Source organism: Gordonia otitidis (genome assembly GCF_020735545.1).
GTDB classification, from domain to species: Bacteria; Actinomycetota; Actinomycetes; order Mycobacteriales; family Mycobacteriaceae; genus Gordonia; species Gordonia otitidis.
Genome location: NZ_CP085974.1, coordinates 4,368,092 through 4,387,815 on the forward strand (window position 1 = coordinate 4,368,092; position 19,724 = coordinate 4,387,815).

The window sequence follows — 19,724 nt, forward strand, 5'->3', positions numbered from 1 at the left end:
TCGGGATCAGCCGTCGCGCCATGTGACGGTGCCGCCGGCGCAGGCGTCGAGCCACGCCTGGACGTCGTGGCCGTGCTCAGCGGCGCCGACAAGGGCGCGGCGCGCGATGTGTACCGCTTCTTCGCAGTCGTCTGTGGACAGCATTGCTGCCGCGTGGGCGTCGAACAGTTCGTCGACGTCGACGAGCTCGAGGGGCTCGCCCGGAACGTCGACGAGGTCGAGGTACCAGTCTTCCGCGTGCCACCTGCCGTCGGCATCGGGGCCGTGAAAGCGTCCGACGTCGAGGTAGAGCCGTTGGCCGACCCGGTGTCCTGGCACGAAGTGGAAGATGTTGGCCCGTAACCCGAGGCCGGGGAGGAGCCAGGATTCGAGATGCGAGAATCTCGGGTGGTCGGCCGTACGCGACATGTAGAGGCCGAACGGGGCCTCCTCATAGCGCTCCACTGGCCGGACGAACCCCTTGTTGTCGGTGTTGGTCATCGCCGGAACGTCGAAGACCTCCCGCTTGGGCGGGTGCAGATCGGACATCGTGCAACCTTAGCCGCGGGGAGGGCGCGGAGCCCCCTGATATCGCAGGTCAACGGCGCGGAACCGAGCGGAACAGAATTGTCACACCCCGCGTTTACCCTGGAACTATGGCTTTTGCTACCGAACACCCGATTCTCGCGCACTCAGAGCACCGCCCCGTCGGTGATATCGAACGTACCGAGGGACGGTTCGAGGTCGTCAGCGAGTACGAACCCGCGGGCGACCAGCCGCAGGCGATCGACGACCTCGAGCGTCGCATCGGGGCAGGCGAGAAGGACATCGTGTTGCTCGGAGCGACGGGTACCGGTAAGTCGGCCACCACAGCCTGGCTCATCGAACGCGTCCAACGGCCGACGCTGGTGATGGCGCCGAACAAGACGCTCGCGGCCCAGCTCGCCAACGAACTGCGAGAGATGTTGCCGCACAACGCAGTCGAATACTTCGTGTCCTACTACGACTACTACCAGCCGGAAGCGTACATCGCGCAAACCGACACGTACATCGAGAAGGACTCGTCGATCAACGACGATGTCGAACGTCTGCGTCACTCGGCGACGTCGAGTCTGCTCTCCCGCCGAGATGTGGTGGTGGTCGCGTCCGTCTCGTGTATCTACGGTCTCGGCACACCGCAGTCGTACCTCGACCGGTCGGTCGAGGTCGAGGTGGGCGACGAGATCGACCGCGACGCGTTGTTGCGGCTACTCGTCGACGTCCAGTACACCCGCAACGACATGTCGTTCACCCGTGGCAGTTTCCGCGTGCGCGGCGACACCGTCGAGATCATCCCGTCCTATGAAGAACTGGCTGTACGCATCGAGTTCTTTGGTGACGAGGTGGAGGCCCTGTACTACCTGCACCCCTTGACCGGCGACGTGGTCCGACAGGTCGACTCCCTGCGCATCTTCCCCGCCACGCACTACGTCGCCGGCCCGGAGCGCATGGAGAAGGCGATGTCGAGCATCGAGGAGGAACTCGAAGCCAGGCTCGCCGACCTCGAGGGCAAGGGCAAACTCCTCGAGGCGCAGCGCCTTCGTATGCGCACGACCTACGACCTCGAGATGATGCGCCAGGTCGGTTTCTGCTCGGGTATCGAGAACTACTCGCGGCACATCGACGGCAGGCCGGCGGGTAGCGCTCCGGCGACACTGATCGACTATTTTCCCGACGACTTCCTACTGGTCATCGACGAGTCGCACGTCACCGTTCCGCAGATCGGCGGTATGTACGAGGGAGACATGTCGCGCAAGCGCAATCTGGTCGACTACGGCTTCCGCCTACCGTCGGCTGTCGACAACCGTCCGCTGACCTGGGACGAGTTCGTCGGGCGTATCGGGCAGACCGTGTACCTGTCCGCCACGCCCGGCGCGTATGAGCTGGGCCAGTCCAACGGCGAGTTCGTCGAGCAGGTGATCCGCCCGACCGGTCTGGTCGATCCGCAGATCGTGGTGAAGCCGACGAAGGGTCAGATCGACGATCTGGTCCATGAGATCCGCGACCGCACCGATCGCGAAGAGCGTGTACTGGTGACCACGTTGACGAAGAAGATGGCAGAGGATCTCACCGACTATCTGCTCGAGCTGGGTATCCGCGTGCGATACCTGCATTCAGAGGTCGACACCCTCCGCCGTGTCGAATTGCTGCGGCAGCTGCGCTCGGGTGAATACGACGTCCTTGTCGGCATCAATCTGCTGCGTGAGGGCCTCGACCTTCCAGAGGTGTCACTGGTCGCCATCCTCGACGCCGACAAGGAGGGCTTCCTGCGCTCCACGACGTCGCTGATCCAGACCGTCGGGCGCGCTGCGCGAAATGTCTCGGGCGAAGTGCACATGTACGCCGACACCATCACCGACTCGATGCGCAATGCGATCGACGAGACGGAACGTCGTCGCGAGAAGCAGGTCGCCTACAACAAAGAGCACGGCATCGACCCGAAACCGTTGCGCAAGAAGATCGCCGACATCCTCGACCAGGTGTATCGCGAAGCCGAGGATTCCGCTGTCGACGTCGGTGGCTCGGGGCGAAACGCCAGCAGGGGTCGGCGCGCGCAGGGCGAGGTCTCCAAGGCCAAGGGCGCGTCGGCGGGGGTCATCGAGAAGCGTGACGTCTCGTCCATGCCGAGAGCTGAACTGGCCGACCTGGTTGCACAGCTCACCGAGCAGATGATGAGCGCTGCCCGGGATCTGCAGTTCGAACTCGCAGGCCGACTGCGTGACGAGATCGCCGACCTGAAGAAGGAAATGCGCGGCATGGATGCCGCCGGAATCAAGTAGACGTCCGCCTATGTGGGACGTTCGTCCCAATAGAGACGTGGTGTCGTGATCGCTGTGATCACCGGACAAATGTTGCGTGGCACACTATCCTGCCGATTCAGGTGACTCTAGAGTTGTCGGGGATCGATGAAGTCCGCAAATACGCGGAATGAGACATGTGTGGAGGTCAGGGATGGGCGCTTACCAGACGATCGTCGTCGGAACCGACGGTTCGGAATCGTCGTTGAAGGCAGTTGATCGTGCGGGTGCGATCGCCGGAGACTCGAAATTGGTGATCGCGTGCGCATACTTCCCGAACGATCGTGGTGCCGGTGAGGCCGCGGACGTGCTGAAGGACGAGGCCTACCAGGTCACCGGCAGCGCTCCCACAGATGAAATCCTCCGCACCGCAAAGGAGCGGGCTACCAAATCGGGTGCCACGCAGATCGTGCCGCGTCCGGTCAAGGGGGCTCCGGTCGACGCTCTCCTACAGTTGGTCACCGACGTGCAGGCCGATCTGCTCGTCGTCGGAAACCGCGGACTGAACTCCATCGCGGGTCGTCTGCTGGGTTCGGTGCCTGCCGATGTCGCCCGAAAGTCGGCCTGCGATGTGCTGATCGTCCATACGACATAGCGGCGAGATTTCGAGACCGACAGCCGGGTAGATGGATTCATCTGCCCGGCTGTTGTTGTCCACTGCTGTGCGCTTGCTTCCGCGCTCACGGGGGTCTCAATTCGGTGAGCCCGTCGTCGCTCCCCGCGTTGCTCATTTCCGCCACTTTCACCATATCGCGTGGTGGGGGCCTTGCCGCAAGGCCCATGAGCGGGTGCACAATCGGTGGCTCTGCCGCCCAACAGCCCTTGGAGTCGCCTCGTGCCCGCTGTGACAGACGATGTCTTCGACCTCCCGACCGGTTCACCGAAATCGGCGACCCATCTGATCGACGCCGATGTGCGGCACTTCCGTGCCGCGACTCAGAGGCTCGCGCACACCATCGAGACACTCGACGCCCGACGGGATGCCGTGCGCAAGGCGGACGGCGGAGGAGGCCGACGAGCCTTGGACCGCGACCTCGAGGTACACGAGTTGGACGCCCGACTGCGCACGCTGCATCGCTTCGGTCTCGACCTGTGCATCGGACGAATGACGATGACAGGGCACCCCGACCCGGTCTATATCGGACGAGTCGGACTGACCGATCACTCTGGTACACAGCTCCTCGTCGACTGGCGAACTCCCGCCGCAGCACCGTTCTTCACCGCGACGACCGCGCAGCCGATGGGCGTGCGATCGCGACGACGCTATCGGTGGGCACACGGACAGATCGTCGACTACTGGGACGAAGTCTTCACCCCGGACGCCGCCGACGAACACGTCTGGTTAGACGGTGACTCCGCGCTCCTCGCAGGCCTCGGCGCGAGTCGTACGCCACGCATGCGAGACGTGCTGTCGACGATCGCGGCCGACCAGGATGCCATCATCCGCGCCGGCTCCGGCGGCACGCTCGTCGTCGACGGTGGACCTGGAACAGGCAAGACCGTCGTCGCGCTCCATCGGGCCGCGTATCTGCTCTATTCCGATCCCCGGTTGTCGCGTGGGCGGCTGTTGATAGTGGGGCCACACGACGCGTACCTGGCTTACGTCGCCGACGTCCTGCCCAGCCTGGGCGAAGAGGGAGTTCAGACGTGCACTCTGCGTGATCTGGCGGCCGATGGCGGTCTCGCTCACGCGGCAAGCAGTGCGATACACGAAGACGACGAGACCGTCGCCAGGCTGAAATCGACCGATGCGATGGTCGATGCGATCGAGACCGCAGTGTGCTGGTACGAGGAGCCGCCCACAGAGCCGGTTCTCGTCGACACCGAGTGGGCGGCTGTGACGCTCACACCGGCAGACTGGGCCGAGTCATTCGCCGCGCCCGAGCCCGGAACACCGCACAACGAGGCGCGGGAAGCGATCTGGCAGCACCTCGCCGATGTCGTCCGCCGCCGCACGGACGACACGGCCGACATCGCAGAGGTGCGAGAAGCGCTGCAGCGCAACGAGGACGTCGTACAAGCGGTCGTACGTCATTGGCCGATGCTCGACGCCGCGGATCTCGTCGGCGACCTGTGGACGGTCCCCGCATTCCTACGAATGTGCGCGCCGTGGCTCACGCCTGCCGAGGTGCGGTTACTCCAGCGTCCTCGGCCGGATGCGTGGACCGATGTCGATCTTCCCCTGCTCGATGCCGCGCGAGCCAGACTAGGTGATCCCGACGCGGAGGCGCGCACGCGACGTCGGGCCGCGGCGCTGCGTGCGGAACGTCGACGAATGGATCTCGTCGTCGGCGACCTCCTCGAGTCGGTGGCCTATGACGACGGTGAGGGCTTGATGTCGATGCTTCGGCGGGACGATTTACGCGATGTCCTGGTCGACCCGTCCGCGGCACCCGTGACGGGCCCCGCCGCACTGGACGGTCCGTTCGCGCACGTGATCGTCGACGAAGCGCAGGAACTGACGCAGGCGCAATGGCGAATGTTGCTCAGGCGCACTCCGACCGGCAGTTTCACCGTGGTCGGCGACAGGGCGCAGGCGCGCGCCGGTTTCACGGAGTCGTGGTCGGACAGGCTATGCGGCGTCGGGTGTCGCGGTGTGCGTGTCGCGTCTCTCTCCGTCAACTACCGAACGCCAGCCGAGATCATGGCTGCTGCGGAACCAGTCATCCGCGCGGCGATCCCGGACGCCAACGTGCCCTCGTCGATCCGTGAGTCCGGAATTCCTGTGCGGCATGTCGGCTACAGCGAGCGTGCGGCTGTGCTGACCGCGTGGCTCGAGGAGAACGATGAGGGGATTGCGTGCGTGATCGGGGATCCGAGCTTTGTCGGAACCGAACGTGTGCGGGCGCTCGATCCTCTCACCGCGAAGGGACTCGAGTTCGATCTGGTCGTCGTGGTCGAGTCGTCGAGTGTCGGCAACGGGATCACCGAAGCCGTCGACCGCTACGTGTCGATGACGCGTGCCACCAGGGAACTGGTCATCCTCCACACCGACGAGTCGGGCCACGACGCGAATCTCGCCGCAGTGACAGCGGAACAGGCGGCGGACACCTGATCGGTGACTACGTCGATGCTCAGCGCTGCGGCAGGTCGGCGAGTTCTGCGGGGAGAGAGTCGGCATTGACCACGACAAGACGCTGGGTACTGCGGGTGAGCGCGACATAGAGATCGCTGTAGCCGCGCGGCGACTGCTCGATCAGCGCACTCGGTTCGACGACGACCGTCGTGTCGAACTCGAGTCCCTTGCACGTGGTCACGGTGTGGACGCGGGGCAGTTCGTCGATGCCGAGTGATGCCGCATCGAGGTCGGCGACGCTGCGCGATGTCTCCTCGAACAGGCTGTCGGGCACCACGATTCCGGTCAGGCCACTGAACTGGGGCGTGGTTGCCTCCGCGACGGCGGTGGCGACGAGATCGGCGGCGGTCGACGATCGGGCGTACGGTTCGATGCCGTTGCTACGCAACGAGGTCGGGGGAGTCAGTGAGTCGCCTACGTGCGCCAGCACGCGTGTGGCGTATGTCATGATCTCGCTCGGAGTGCGGTAGTTGACGGTCAGTTCGCGCAATTGCCAACGGTTTGCGACGTAAGGCGTCAACACTTCGCCCCACGACGTCGTGCCCGCGAGATCGCCTGTCTGGGCGGTGTCGCCGATGATGGTCATCCACCGATTCGGAATTCGACGCATCACCATGCGCCACGCCATTCCCGACAGTTCCTGGGCCTCGTCGACGATGACGTGCCCGAAGGTCCACGTACGATCGTTGAACGCACGTTCCGCGGTGGTCGCGCGCTGCACTTCGGTCTGGCGTGCGGCGAGTTGTTCGGCGTCGATCAGGTCGTACGCCATGAGGATCTCCGGGTCGAGTTCGTCCTCGAGATCCTGTGGGGCGGAACCGGTGAGGATGTCGAGGGCGTCCTGTGCGTCGGCCAGTTGTCGACGCCACCGCTCACGCTCGGCGCGTTCGGCTTCGTCGGTGCCGTATCCGACGAGTTCGGCCAGTTCGTCGAGCAACGGGACGTCGGCGGGCGTGAACTCGTCGGCACCTGCTGTGGCGCGTGGGCGCTGCAGGGCCGAACGATCGTCGTCCGACCAGCCCGGTGTCGCCTTGCGTATCGCGGCCGGGTCGTCGTAGAGCCCACGGAGCACGTCCTGGGGTGTGAGGGTCGGCCAGAACTCGAGCAGTGCGTCACGGATGTCCGGATCGCGGCCCATGTCGTCGCGAATGTCTTTCAGATCGGCCGAGGTGAGGAGTTGTGATCCGTCGAGGAGGCTGGCCCCGATGACCGAAGAGTGCCTGGCTGCGAGCGCATCGAGGGCCGAACGCAGGAACACCGGCTGCGCCTGGTTGTGTGCCCTCCGTGAACCCCGCGCCGCAGCGCGTGCGGACTTGATGAGTGCACTGTCGATCTCGACGCGATAGCCGTCGAAGTCGACGGGCACCGGCTTGGTCGGCAGCGACTCGTACGAGCGGACGGTGCGCTTGAGGACGTCGAGCATCTGCAGGCGGCCTTTGACCTCGCGGGTGCGGCGTGGTTCGTCCGCCGTTGCGGTGACACCGGGAAAGAGTTCTCCGATCGTTGCCAGCAGCACACCGGATTCACCGAGGGAGGGCAGCACCTGGCCGATGTAGTCGAGAAAGTCGCTGTTGGGGCCGATGATGAGGATTCCGCTGCGCGAGAGGATGTCTCGATGCGTGTACAGCAGATAGGCGGCACGGTGGAGCGCGACCGCGGTCTTGCCGGTGCCGGGACCGCCCTGGATGACGGTGACCCCGCGATGAGGCGAGCGGATGATCAGATCCTGCTCGCGCTGGATAGTCTCGACGATGTCGGTCATCTCGCCGGTGCGCGCGGCGTTCAGCGCGGCGACGAGTGCCGATTCGTTGACCACGTCGCCGTGGGCTGACTCGTCGACCGACGCCTCTCCCGCGGTGAGGAATTCGTCGTTGACCTCGCGTACACCACGATTGCGGGTGCGGATATGTCTGCGTCGGGCAACGTCTTCGGGTGCTGCAGGCGTGGCGAGGTAGAACGCTCTCGACAGCGGCGCGCGCCAATCGAGCAGCAGCGTGGTGTCGTCGTCATCGTCGTCGAGGACGCCGATCCGTCCGATCCGTCGGATCTCGCCGTCGTCGAGATCGAGCCGACCGAAATACAGATTATGTTCTGCCGCATCATATTTCGCCAGGTCGTCGACGTACATACGTTCGTAGGACTCGCGCTCGGACAACGCCTGCGGAGTCCCGGCCGACTCGCGCAGCGTCGCGGCCAGTCGGCGCCTGGTGTTTGCGCGCATCCTGTCCAGACGCCGATAGACGGCATCGAGGTGTGTTTGTTCCTCGTCGATCCTCGGATCGGTGCGCTCGGCGTGCGTCGGTGAACTGCTCATCGCGAGCCGCCCTCGGAGTGGGCGTGCGCAAAGCCGTCGTCGCGGCAGAGTGCTGACTCGTGGATTCGTCGCGTCAGTGCTGCTGCGCGGCTGCGTGATCGACCGAGATCCGCGCAGACGGTGGCGGGCTCCCCGGCCAGCGACCGATCGTCGAGGAAGCTCGACAGGTGCATCAGGGCGGTCCGTTGCGTGCCGAAGGTGAGCGGCGTCGAACGCCGGTCGGTCAACACGCCGTGCCGCGAGGCGTACAGGGCGAACTGAGGGACCGGTGAGGAATGCAGGGGAGGGAAGGTCGTCTCGCGCGGGCACGTCTCAGTGTCGACGACGCCGGTGATTCGTCGGTCGCCGAAGTCGCGGTCGTCGGCTTCACGCAGGGGATGAGAGGTCGTGGTCACTGTCAATCGATGGTAGTTGGGTTCGGTCGAATCGAGCGCTGTCAGTTGGTCTTCGTCGAGCCAGAAGGCTGATACGACGGTGACGGAGCCAGGCGAGAGGAACGGGGCCGCCGGTATGTACCCGCGCGCCGCCACATGCGCCGAATACCCGAGTGCGATGCCACTGACGACGACGCGCGTCGGGCGGATGTCGGCGCCTCGGTGGTCGGCGAGCTTCGCACGCAGGACCGCAGTCGAGGCATTGGAGCCGACCGCGACCATCAACGTGTGTCCGTCGGGTCGATCGGCAAGCGGAACGTCGTCGACGGGATCTGTCAGCCACGGGTAACGGTGCGGTGGAAATACCGCGGACCCCATCCGCCGTGTCGGAGAGGATTCCGGTGGGGCCGATGGGGTCCGCGCGTCGAGCGAAGGGATCAGGATCGCGCCTTGCGCCAGCGCTTCTTGCCGTCGGCCACAGCGGAATCGGCTTTGTCGCCCGCCGTGGAGACGAGTTCTTTCGCCGATTCGGCCAGCTCTGCTGAGCGCTCGCGAGCGAGTTCAGCCAGCTCTGCCGAACGCTCCCGGGCGGTCTCTGCGATCTCCGGCGCGCGGTCGCGGACCTTGTCGGCGAAGTCGGCGGAGCGCTCGCGGGCGGTTTCGGCGATCTCGGGTGCGCGGTCGCGGACCTTGTCGGCGAAGTCGGCGGAGCGTTCGCGGGCGGTTTCGGCGATCTCGGGTGCGCGGTCGCGGACCTTCTCCGCGGCTTCGGCCGAGCGTTCCCCGAGCTTGTGCGCATCCTGCTTCAGCAGGTCTGCGGCCTCACTCGACTTCTCGCCGAGGACCGACGCCGATTCCTGGGCGTGGTCACGCAACGAGTCCCACGCGGTCGTGCCCGCCTTGGCGCCGAGTGGCAGCGCTGCGAGCGCGGCGTCGGCCTTGCGTCGGCCGCGCCAGGCGAGTGACGGCTTGCCCTCGGTGTCAGCTGCCGAGATCAGCAGACCGCCCATCAGGCTCAGGTTCTTGAGGAAGTGAGTGCGGTGCATGTTCCGTGCCACCGGATCGGACTCCTCCCAGAACGGGTGACCGGCGAAGGTCGTCGGTGCGAGGGAGGCCGCGAGGACCGCGGATGCGAAGCGCGGGAACTTGCCCGACGCCAGCAGAACGCCGCTCGCCAGTTGAACGCCGCCGTTGACCCGGACGAGGGTGACGGGGTCGGTGGGGATGACGGAGGTCACCTCGTCGGGCAGTACTCCGACGGTGCTCTCCAGGAACGGCTCGGCGACTTCGGCCCGCTTCTGCGGATCGCGCAGGGCCTCGAAGCCGGACACGATGAATACCGATGCGAGCATCGGTCGGGCGATTCGGCGGAGGATCATCTTCTTGACACGGTCCCTTCGATGGTCACTGTTGGTCTCGCTCACGGGTGTACCGGATGGTCTCGCCGTGATGGTCTGGCGCGGTGCTGATGTTGCTAGGTCATCTCTAACTCGGTCATCGGCCGTGGTGGGTGCGGTGGAGCACCCCGCCCACCGGGACGACGGCACTCTCCGAGGCTACCCGCCTGCCCCGGGGACGCTCCCGAGAGTTGATGATTTCCCGCAACTGCCGTGGTCGCCGGTCGGTCTCGGCCAGCATCACCAGCCCCGCTCGCGCCACTCCGACAGGGACGGGCGCTCTGTGCCGATCGTCGTGTCCTTGCCGTGGCCGGGGTAGACGACCGTCGAGTCGGGATAGCGGTCGAACACTTTCGCTTCGACGTCGTCGACGAGAGTCTCGAAGTCGCCCGGCGCCCAGGTCTTGCCGACCCCGCCCGGGAACAGTGAGTCTCCGGTGAACAGGTGAACGACTCCTGTCGCGGGATCGGTGAGCGCCAGCGCGATCGAACCGGGGGTGTGGCCGACGAGGTGGATCGCGTCGAAATGGAGGTCTCCGACCGTCAGGGCGTCGCCGTCGTCGAGGAGAACATCGGGCTGCACCGGCAGTTCGGGTGCGTCGATCCGGCCCGCGGCGGTGGACGCGCCCGTGGCCTTCGCGACATCGGCGAGCGCCTGCCAATGGTCGTAGTGCTGATGGGTGGTGAAGATCATGCGCGGCGTACCGCCGATCACGGCGAGGGCGGCGAGGATCGTGTCGGTGTCGTTGGCTGCATCGATGATGAGCTGGTCGCCGGTTGCGGTGCTGGTCACGATGTAGACGTTGTTGTCCATCGGACCGACCGACACCTTCACGATCGAGGCATTGCCGAGTGTGCGTCGTTGTGGACCGGATTCGGAGAGGTCGCCGGTGTAGTCGTCGGTGATGGTGAGGTCGGGCGAGGTCATGGATTCAGCCTAGTCACGCACGTATCCGCAGTGGACCTGGTCGGCGTCGACGGCGTCGGGAACACCAGGTGGGCCGCGTATCGTTGACAAGTGTTGTGGCGCTGCCCGTCGAGGTCGGGTTCAGCGTCGAGAATTCTTGTCGGTGGTCGCCGTTATGGTTGCCACGGACACGCCCTGCGCGACATCAGGCGACGACTGATGCGCGCCGACGGCCGGGCGCGCGGCGATCCCGCGCCGACGGCTGACCGAGACATGTGAGATAGGACAAGAGTGGTTGATCGTTTGATCGTCCGTGGTGCCCGCGAACACAACCTTCGCGGTGTCGATGTGGATCTACCCCGCGACAGCCTGATCGTGTTCACGGGACTGTCCGGATCGGGAAAATCGTCGTTGGCCTTCGACACGATCTTCGCCGAGGGGCAGCGCCGCTACGTCGAGTCGCTCTCGGCCTACGCGCGACAGTTCCTCGGCCAGATGGACAAGCCGGACGTCGACTTCATCGAGGGACTCTCGCCCGCCGTGTCGATCGACCAGAAGTCGACGAACCGGAATCCGCGGTCGACGGTCGGCACGATCACCGAGGTGTACGACTACCTGCGCCTGCTGTACGCACGCGCGGGAGTCGCACATTGTCCGATCTGCGGCGCGGAGATCGCCAAGCAGACGCCTCAGCAGATCGTCGACCAGGTGCTCGCGATGGAGGAGGGCACCCGCTTCCAGGTGCTCGCACCGGTTGTGCGAACCCGCAAGGGAGAGTTCGTCGATCTGTTCGCCGAATTGCAGACGCAGGGCTTCTCCCGCGCCCGTGTCGACGGCAAAGTCCACTCGCTGGCGGACCCGCCCAAGCTGAAGAAACAGGAGAAGCACGACATCGACGTGGTCGTCGATCGTCTCGTCGTGAAGTCGAGCGCCAAGCAGCGCCTCACCGATTCGGTCGAGACGGCGCTGCGCTTGGCCGACGGCATCGTGGTTCTCGACTTCGTCGACGTCGACGAGAAGGACCCGAAGCGCGAGCGCCGTTTCTCCGAGCGGATGGCGTGCCCGAACGGCCATCCGATCGCCATCGACGACCTCGAGCCCCGATCGTTCTCCTTCAACTCGCCCTACGGGGCGTGTCCGGAATGCGACGGCCTCGGCATCCGCAAGGAGGTCGACGAGGATCTCGTCGTTCCCGATCCGGACCTGTCGTTGTCGGAAGGCGCCATCGCGCCGTGGTCGACCGGACACAACGCCGACTACTTCCTGCGGCTCATGTCCGGTTTGGCCGATCAGATGGGCTTCGACGTCGACACCCCGTGGAAGAAGTTGCCGGCCAAGGCGCGCAACGCGTTGCTCAATGGCAGCGACCATCAGGTCCACGTGAAGTTCCGCAACAGGTACGGGCGCACACGGTCGTATTACACCGAGTTCGAGGGTGTGATGGCGTTCCTGAACCGGCGCATGGACCAGACCGAGTCCGAGCAGATGAAGGAGCGCTACGAGGGCTACATGCGCGACGTGCCGTGTCCGGTGTGTCAGGGTGCGCGTCTGCGTCCGGAGATACTCGCGGTGACACTCGACCACCCCCAGTACGGGCCGAAGTCGATCGCCGAGGTGTCGGCCCTATCGGTCGCCGATGCCGCCGACTACCTCGGGGGACTCACACTCGACAAACGCCAGCAGGCCATCGCCGGACGCGTACTCAAAGAGGTGCAGGCACGCATCACGTTCCTGCTCGACGTCGGCCTCGACTATCTGTCGCTGTCTCGTGCTGCGGGGTCGCTGTCCGGTGGTGAAGCGCAGCGCATCCGGCTGGCGACACAGATCGGGTCCGGCCTGGCCGGTGTGCTCTACGTCCTCGACGAACCGTCGATCGGTTTGCATCAGCGCGACAACCGTCGACTGATCGACACCCTCACCCGCCTGCGCGATCTCGGCAACACGCTGATCGTCGTCGAGCACGACGAGGACACGATCAGAGCGGCCGACTGGATCGTCGACATCGGACCCCGTGCCGGCGAGCACGGCGGCCACGTCGTGCACTCGGGTAGCTACAAGGACCTGCTCAAGAACCGGAAGTCGTTGACGGGCAACTACCTTGCCGGTCGCGACACGTTGCCGGTCCCGCCGATCCGACGTCCGATCAACAAGAACCGCCAGCTCATGGTTGTCGGGGCGCGTGAGCACAATCTGCGCGGCATCGACGTCTCGTTCCCGCTCGGCGTACTAACCGCCGTCACCGGGGTCTCCGGATCGGGAAAGTCGACACTGGTCAACGACATCCTTGCAACGGTGCTCGCGAACAAGCTCAACGGTGCGCGGCAGGTTCCGGGTCGCCACACGCGGGTGAACGGACTGGGCAACCTCGACAAACTCGTGCAGGTCGACCAGTCGCCGATCGGCAGGACGCCGCGTTCGAATCCAGCGACCTACACCGGTGTCTTCGACAAGATCCGCACATTGTTCGCTGCGACGACCGAGGCCAAGGTCCGTGGCTACCAGCCGGGTCGGTTCTCGTTCAACGTCAAGGGCGGGCGCTGCGAGGCGTGCCAGGGCGAGGGCACCATCAAGATCGAGATGAACTTCCTGCCCGATGTGTACGTTCCGTGCGAGGTGTGTCATGGCGCGCGGTACAACCGTGAGACGCTCGAGGTGCACTACAAGGGCAAGACCATCTCCGAGGTCCTCGACATGCCGATCGAGGAGGCTGCCGAGTTCTTCGAACCGGTGACCTCGATCCACCGCTATCTCAAGACCCTGGTCGACGTCGGCCTCGGTTACGTCCGTCTAGGACAGCCCGCGCCGACGCTGTCCGGCGGCGAGGCTCAGCGCGTGAAACTGGCGGCCGAGTTGCAGAAGCGATCCGCCGGACGCACCGTCTACATCCTCGACGAACCGACGACCGGACTGCACTTCGAGGACATCAAGAAGCTGCTCGACGTGATCAACGGGCTCGTCGACAAGGGCAACACGGTCATCGTGATCGAGCACAACCTCGATGTCATCAAGACCGCCGACTGGGTCATCGACATGGGGCCCGAAGGCGGAACCGGCGGCGGCACGGTGATCGCGGAAGGAACGCCCGAGGACATCGCACTCACCCCGGGAAGTCACACCGGAAAGTTCCTCGCCGAGGTCCTCGACACCGAGGAGTCCGTCGCCACCGCTGGGTGACGGGTCAGGAAAGTATCCAGGTCAGGAACCCATGGACTTCCTGATCTCGTCGAGCTTCTTCTTCGCGGCTTCCTCCCGCTTGCGCACCATCTCGTCGATGCTGCGCCCCTCAGGCGAGGCGTCGGCGAGTTCGTGCGATCCGATCGCCGTCGAGATGCGCTTCTCGATCTTGTCGCGGACGAAGTCGAAGCTCGGTACCCCCTGCTCGTTGTAATCGGGGTCGACGTGTGCGGTGCCCGACACCGAGGGCATACCCGCGGAACCGGAGCCAGTGGGCCCGTGCTCGACGACGTCCGCATCGAGGATCTCGGCGTCGACGACGTCCCCGAGGGGCGGTTGCTCTCCGGCCGACGCGGGGGAGGGGTCTTTCGGGTCGACGTGGTCGTCGGGGCTGCCGTCGGAGGTCATGGACCCAGGCTAGTCCGCTCCTCAGACATTGCGGCCCTCCTACACACGACGACGGACGCCGTCGCGACCGGATTGATGGTCGCCACGACGTCCGTCGACGGGCTGCAGAGGTGGTCTGCGAGGGTGCTGCCGTGTTCTCCACGGAGGAGCAGTCCTCCGTGGAGGACGGTCAGCGAGGGGAGTAGGTCAGACAGTTGGCGGCGTCGGAACTCTCGCCCGCGCCGATGCGCACCGCGGTGGCTGTGCACTCGAGACAGTAGGCGGATCGCGGACGATCCGACCGGTCACCGACGACGATCGCGAACCGGTCCGGTGTACTTCTCACCCGGGCCTTCACCCGGCTCGTCGGGGTAGGCGCTCGCGTCGCGGAACGCCAGTTGCAGTTGCTTGAGGCCGTCGCGAATCGGGGCTGCGTGAACGCCGAGGTCGGGCTTCGCCGCGTCGACGAGCCCGGCCAGAGCAGTGATGAGTTTGCGGGCTTCGTCGAGGTCGGCGTCGTCCTCGGATGCTCCGGGCGCCAATCCGAGTTTCTCGGCCGATGCACTCATCAGCATGACGATGGCTCGGGTGACGATCTCGATCGAGGGAATGTCGACGAGGTCGCGGACGTTGTCCATCGCGTCTACGGAAGTTGTCACGTCGACACGTTCGGTATCGCCGAGAGCGTCGTTCCGGACGGTGGTGAGGTCGTCACCTGCATCATCGCCCGAAGGCGAATAGGTGTTTTCGGGCATGGCTGATAGACTTCCATAGCACGACCGCCCCGGTTGGCGCCGGGGTCGCAAGTGGAGTTCCGCTCCCACCGCTACGACGCGTCGAATCAGTGCGCTTTACGCACCAGTGTTCACGCAGTTGTGCGGTCCGGTCCCGCCGACAGGCAACGGATGTATCCGGTCTGTTGGCGCTGCGCATCGTCGTCGATGCCGGACCGGTCGGTATCGGAGCCCTGAGGATGGACAACACCATCCCGGGGCTCTTCTGCTGAGAGCGCCCTCTCCATGCGCGGCCACCGAACGCTCCGCGACGGCCACCCTGTCAGGATTTATCAAGGAGGCCCCATCAGCACTGAGACCCGCATCAACGAGCGCATCCGCGTACCGGAGGTCCGACTCGTCGGACCGAATTCGGAGCAGGTGGGCATCGTGCGTGTTGAAGATGCGCTGCGCCTGGCCTACGAGGCCGACCTGGACTTGGTCGAGGTCGCACCCGACGCCCGACCGCCGGTGTGCAAGATCATGGACTACGGCAAGTTCAAGTACGAAGCAGCACAGAAGCAACGCGAATCGCGTCGTAACCAACAGTTGACCGTCATCAAGGAGCAGAAGCTCCGGCCGAAGATCGACGACCACGATTACGAGACCAAGAAGGGTCACGTCATCCGGTTCCTCGAGGCAGGCTCGAAGGTGAAGGTCACCATCATGTTCCGCGGCCGCGAGCAGTCGCGACCCGAACTCGGATACCGCCTGCTGCAGCGACTCGGTAACGACGTCGCCGACTACGGCTTCATCGAGACCTCGGCCAAGCAGGACGGCCGCAACATGACCATGGTCCTCGCCCCGCACAAGGGCGCGAAGACCCGCGTGAAAGCCCAGCAGACCCGTGACGACCGCGCACCTCGCCAGCAGGGCGCGAAGGACGACACGACCAGCTAAGCCGACCCGGTCCGAACGGACCGTCGGAGAACCACTGCGGACGCACCGCACCCGATCACCGCGGGTGTGGTTGCTGTTCGCTCAAATGAAGGAACACAACATGCCGAAGAGCAAGACCCACAAGGGCACAGCCAAGCGCTTCAAGGTGACCGGCAGCGGCAAGATCGTCCGCCAGAAGGCCAACCGCCGCCACCTGCTCGAGCACAAGTCCTCTCGCCGTACCCGCCGTCTGGACGGCATCACCGTCGTGAGCCCCAACGACGCACCGCGTATCAAGCGACTGCTCAACCGCTGACGCATCCGACCACCACATCTGACGAACAAGAGGAACTGACATGGCACGCGTGAAAAGGGCTGTCAACGCCCAGAAGAAGCGTCGTTCGACGCTGGAGGCCTCCAAGGGATACCGCGGGCAGCGCTCGCGCCTGTACCGCAAGGCCAAGGAGCAGCAGCTCCACTCGATGACCTACGCCTACCGGGACCGCCGTGCCCGCAAGGGTGAATTCCGCAAGCTGTGGATCGCGCGTATCAACGCTGCGGCCCGCGCCAACGACATCACCTACAACCGCTTCATCCAGGGCCTGAAGGCCGCGGGTGTCGAGGTCGACCGCAAGGTGCTCGCCGACATCGCCGTCACCGATCCGGAGGCCTTCACCGGCCTGGTCGAGGTGGCCCGCAAGGCGCTGCCCACCGACGTCAACGCTCCCGCAGCCTGAGCGTTCACATCGACAACGCACACGACCCGCGAGTGATCACGGACATCTTCTGATGGAGATCCTGTCCGAACGATCCTCGCGGGTCGTGTCGTATGCCAAGCTGCAGCGGGCCGCCACGCGCCGCGCGGAAGGTCGGTTCCTCGTCGAAGGAGCGAATTCGGTCGGCGCTGCGCTCGGCAGTGGGCACGCGGGGCTCGTTCTCGTCCGCGAGAGCGACGCGGACCGGCATGCCGACATCCTCGCCGACGCGCTCGGCGCCGGGATTGACGTCGTCGGATTGTCCGACCGCGCCGCCGAGAAGCTCTCCGAAGCGACAACCCCTCCCGGAATCTTCGCAGTCGCCGAGTTGCTCGACGCCTCACTCGCCGACGTACTGTCCAGCGGTCCCTGGTTGCTCGCGGTCGCCGTCGAGGCACGGGAGCCCGGGAACGTCGGGACCTTGATCCGGACAGCCGATGCCATGGGCGCCGACGCCGTGTTGCTGGTCGGTGACTCGGTCGACCCACACAACGGCAAGTGCGTGCGCGCCAGCGCCGGAAGCGTTTTCCACCTGCCGATCGTCCGAGAGCGTGATGTCGACGCGGCACTGGCGTCCGTGCGCACAGCGGGTATCGCACTGCTGGCGACCGCGGCCGACGGAGAACTGATCCTCGACGACGCTGCCGACGTGCTCGTCGAGCCGACCGCATGGCTGTTCGGGAACGAGGCACACGGATTGTCGCCGGTCCATGCGGCAGCCGCCGACCACCGGGTGTCCATCCCGATCCGTGGTCGTGCGGAGAGTCTCAATCTCGCTGCGGCAGCCTCGATCTGCCTCTACGAGAGTGCGCGAGTACAGGCGCGCCGATAGGTCAGGCGCTCACGCCTCAACGATCTTCTTGATCTGCGCCAACGTGGGACCGATACCGGTCGCCGCGGCGGTCAGCCGTATCTGGATTTGGTTGTCGGCGTCGTCACCGAACCTCTCGCTGAAGAAGTCCTCGCCGGCGCCGGTGAACGCGGTGTACTCGGTGAGTCGCGTGGTGGCGTCATCGATCGGCTCGAGTCGATAGCCCCACGTTGTCCCGCTCGTTCCGACGGTCCACTCGAACCTGGACCCCGGGTCTGCGACGGTGACCTGCGAGGTGGTCGTCCACTCGCGCGTAGGGGTCCGGTTGTGTCCGGCGAATCTGGCGCCGACGCCGCGTTCAGGCCCGACCCACTCGACGGTATGACACTGCTGGCTCCACTCCCCGGTACGTGTGACGTCGCTGATCACCGCGTACACATCAGCAGCCGACCGGTGGATGTCGATGGAATCCTCGAGCGTGTAGCGCATGACTCGTCAGACTACTCGCGGGTCGAAATGCGCGGGGCAGTTGAGTATTCGCACTCAGGGCTCGGCGGGCTTCTCGGCGAAGACTCGTCGGAGTGCGTGAACACTCTTCCCCGATACCTGTGCCGTCCCGACCGTCGGTTCGCCGCGCCAGGTCGGCTTCCACACAGAGGCCTTCGCCCGCCGAACTCGACGCCATCACCGGCAACCGCGACCGCGTCGTCGACCTGATCCGACTGACCTCACTGATCGTCGTCATCGCAGGCCACTCGCTGATGCTCACCGTCTCGGTCCACGACGGTCGAGTCACGTTGGGCAACACACTCTCCGACGTCCCGATCCTGCAACCGATGACGTGGCTCCTGCAGATCCTTCCGCTGTTCTTCTTTGCCGGCGCCGCTGCGTCGACGTATGGCTGGCGACCCGATTCGTCACCTGGACAGTGGCTGCTGTGCCGGGCACAACGACTGTTCCGCCCGGTTGCGTGGTACCTGGCAACTGTGCTCACCGCATACGCGGTCTGTACATCGATCGGCGCATCCGCGGTCGCTGACGTCGTCGCTCATCTCGGCGTGCAGTTGCTGTGGTTCCTCGGCGCCTATGTTCTGGTTCTTGCGGCCGTACCTGCGCTGCAACGCCTGTCGTCACGACGAGCCGTCCTCGTCGCAACCGCTGTCACTTGGACGGTGACCGCCGGCGTCGACGTCACACGGCTGGCCGTCGGCGCGTCGGGCCTCGGCTACGTCAACTTCCTGAGTGTCTGGATCATCCCGGCAATCCTGGGCGTCGCCTACGCGAAGCGTCTGTTCACGCGCTTCGAAGCGGCGGTGCTCGGACTCGTCGCGCTGATCATCGACATCCTGCTGGTCAGCCTCGGCCCCTACGAGATGTCGTTGGTGACCGTGCCGGGCCAGCATCTGTCGAACATGAGTCCGCCGAGCCTGCTACTGGCCGGACACACCGTGGTCCTGTGTGCATTCGCGATCGTGTTGCGCACACCGCTCGCACGCGTCGTCGCTCACCCACGCGTCTGGTGGTGGGTCGCACTCGGCAACCGCGGCGCGATGACGCTGTACCTGTGGCATCTGCCCGTACTCGGCGCCATCATCGGTGTCGCTCACCTGTGCGGCTTCACGCGAGATCCGCAGTCGGCCTTGTTCTGGCCGACCGTTGTGGTCACCACAATGCTGCTGCTCGCAGCGATGGTCCCGGTGACCGGTGTCCTCTCGGTTCTCGAGAATCGCCGGCTGCCCTGGTGGGACGAGCCTCTGGCACGTGCCACCACGACATGCCGCGACGTGGCCGTGCTCGTGCTGCTCGCGGTGGTCGCGGTGTCGACACTCCTCGTCGCCCGCGGTGGGATCGTCGAAGAGTGGGGGTGGCTGGCGTCGGGGATCTGTGCGGCGGCCGGTGCCCGGGCAGTCGCTGCGGTGAGTCGGTCGACTACCCTTGATCGCAGTCATCACGTGCACTGACCGGCGCCGTTGTGGTCGGTGACGTGGTCGACAGACCCGACACACACCCGATCGAGGAGTTCGTCGCCCGTGGCAGCATCAACCCCAGGTCCCCGGAACAC

General features: G+C 65.4%; 17 protein-coding genes. 9 read left to right on the forward strand and 8 right to left on the reverse strand.

Annotated elements, in window-relative coordinates; all coding sequences use genetic code 11:
• Positions 1-6: 6 nt before the first annotated feature.
• A complete protein-coding gene (locus LK459_RS20005; RefSeq protein WP_227920264.1) occupies positions 7-528 on the reverse strand; it encodes a DUF402 domain-containing protein in 522 nt (173 codons plus the stop codon).
• Positions 529-635: 107 nt separating this feature from the next.
• Here LK459_RS20005 and uvrB point away from each other — a divergent pair, with 107 nt between their 5' ends.
• The 3 genes from uvrB (at position 636) to helR (ending at position 5,871) form a co-directional block, all read left to right on the forward strand.
• Positions 636-2,798 (forward strand): excinuclease ABC subunit UvrB, encoded by a 2,163-nt coding sequence (gene uvrB / locus LK459_RS20010; protein ID WP_227920266.1) that lies wholly within the window; start codon positions 636-638, stop codon positions 2,796-2,798.
• A 172-nt stretch (positions 2,799-2,970) separates the two neighbouring features.
• Entirely contained in the window at positions 2,971-3,411 is a 441-nt protein-coding gene (locus LK459_RS20015; protein ID WP_007237021.1) for a universal stress protein, read from the forward strand.
• Positions 3,412-3,651: 240 nt separating this feature from the next.
• Positions 3,652-5,871: an RNA polymerase recycling motor ATPase HelR gene (helR, locus tag LK459_RS20020; RefSeq protein WP_007237022.1), complete on the forward strand. Its 2,220-nt coding sequence runs from the start codon at positions 3,652-3,654 to the stop codon at positions 5,869-5,871.
• A 19-nt stretch (positions 5,872-5,890) separates the two neighbouring features.
• Here the strand turns inward: helR and LK459_RS20025 are convergent, their stop codons facing one another.
• The 4 genes from LK459_RS20025 to LK459_RS20040 form a co-directional block, all read right to left on the reverse strand.
• Positions 5,891-8,206, reverse strand: a complete 2,316-nt coding sequence (locus LK459_RS20025; protein ID WP_007237023.1) for a HelD family protein — start codon at positions 8,204-8,206, stop codon at positions 5,891-5,893.
• Entirely contained in the window at positions 8,203-8,958 is a 756-nt protein-coding gene (locus LK459_RS20030) for a hypothetical protein (RefSeq protein ID WP_227920267.1), read from the reverse strand. The genes LK459_RS20025 and LK459_RS20030 overlap by 4 nt, the downstream gene beginning before the upstream one ends.
• 59 nt (positions 8,959-9,017) lie before the next feature.
• Positions 9,018-9,959: a DoxX family membrane protein gene (locus tag LK459_RS20035; protein ID WP_227923904.1), complete on the reverse strand. Its 942-nt coding sequence runs from the start codon at positions 9,957-9,959 to the stop codon at positions 9,018-9,020.
• A gap of 258 nt (positions 9,960-10,217) precedes the next feature.
• Positions 10,218-10,904 (reverse strand): MBL fold metallo-hydrolase, encoded by a 687-nt coding sequence (locus tag LK459_RS20040; protein ID WP_227920268.1) that lies wholly within the window; start codon positions 10,902-10,904, stop codon positions 10,218-10,220.
• A 270-nt stretch (positions 10,905-11,174) separates the two neighbouring features.
• Between LK459_RS20040 and uvrA the strand changes: the two genes are divergently transcribed.
• On the forward strand, positions 11,175-14,057 hold the full coding sequence (gene uvrA / locus LK459_RS20045) for an excinuclease ABC subunit UvrA (protein ID WP_227920270.1): 2,883 nt from the start codon (positions 11,175-11,177) through the stop codon (positions 14,055-14,057).
• Between the two features lie 21 nt (positions 14,058-14,078).
• Here uvrA and LK459_RS20050 read toward each other — a convergent pair whose 3' ends face one another.
• Together LK459_RS20050 and LK459_RS20055 are read right to left on the reverse strand one after the other, a co-directional pair.
• Complete coding sequence (locus tag LK459_RS20050; RefSeq protein WP_007237028.1) at positions 14,079-14,465, reverse strand: hypothetical protein; 387 nt, start codon at positions 14,463-14,465, stop codon at positions 14,079-14,081.
• A 284-nt stretch (positions 14,466-14,749) separates the two neighbouring features.
• Complete coding sequence (locus LK459_RS20055) at positions 14,750-15,199, reverse strand: DUF1844 domain-containing protein (protein ID WP_007237029.1); 450 nt, start codon at positions 15,197-15,199, stop codon at positions 14,750-14,752.
• 264 nt (positions 15,200-15,463) lie between these two features.
• Between LK459_RS20055 and infC the strand changes: the two genes are divergently transcribed.
• The 4 genes from infC (at position 15,464) to LK459_RS20075 (ending at position 17,683) form a co-directional block, all read left to right on the forward strand.
• Positions 15,464-16,117, forward strand: a complete 654-nt coding sequence (gene infC / locus LK459_RS20060; protein ID WP_007237030.1) for a translation initiation factor IF-3 — start codon at positions 15,464-15,466, stop codon at positions 16,115-16,117.
• Positions 16,118-16,217: 100 nt separating this feature from the next.
• The gene (rpmI, locus tag LK459_RS20065) at positions 16,218-16,412 is read left to right on the forward strand and encodes a 50S ribosomal protein L35 (protein WP_007237031.1); all 195 of its coding nucleotides are present in this window, start codon (positions 16,218-16,220) and stop codon (positions 16,410-16,412) included.
• A gap of 40 nt (positions 16,413-16,452) precedes the next feature.
• Positions 16,453-16,833 (forward strand): 50S ribosomal protein L20, encoded by a 381-nt coding sequence (gene rplT, locus LK459_RS20070; RefSeq protein ID WP_007237032.1) that lies wholly within the window; start codon positions 16,453-16,455, stop codon positions 16,831-16,833.
• 52 nt (positions 16,834-16,885) lie between these two features.
• Positions 16,886-17,683: a TrmH family RNA methyltransferase gene (locus LK459_RS20075; protein WP_227920272.1), complete on the forward strand. Its 798-nt coding sequence runs from the start codon at positions 16,886-16,888 to the stop codon at positions 17,681-17,683.
• A gap of 9 nt (positions 17,684-17,692) precedes the next feature.
• Here the strand turns inward: LK459_RS20075 and LK459_RS20080 are convergent, their stop codons facing one another.
• On the reverse strand, positions 17,693-18,151 hold the full coding sequence (locus tag LK459_RS20080) for an SRPBCC family protein (RefSeq protein WP_227920273.1): 459 nt from the start codon (positions 18,149-18,151) through the stop codon (positions 17,693-17,695).
• Positions 18,152-18,243: 92 nt separating this feature from the next.
• Between LK459_RS20080 and LK459_RS20085 the strand changes: the two genes are divergently transcribed.
• Positions 18,244-19,623, forward strand: a complete 1,380-nt coding sequence (locus LK459_RS20085; RefSeq protein WP_227920275.1) for an acyltransferase family protein — start codon at positions 18,244-18,246, stop codon at positions 19,621-19,623.
• The last annotated feature ends 101 nt before the right edge of the window (positions 19,624-19,724 follow it).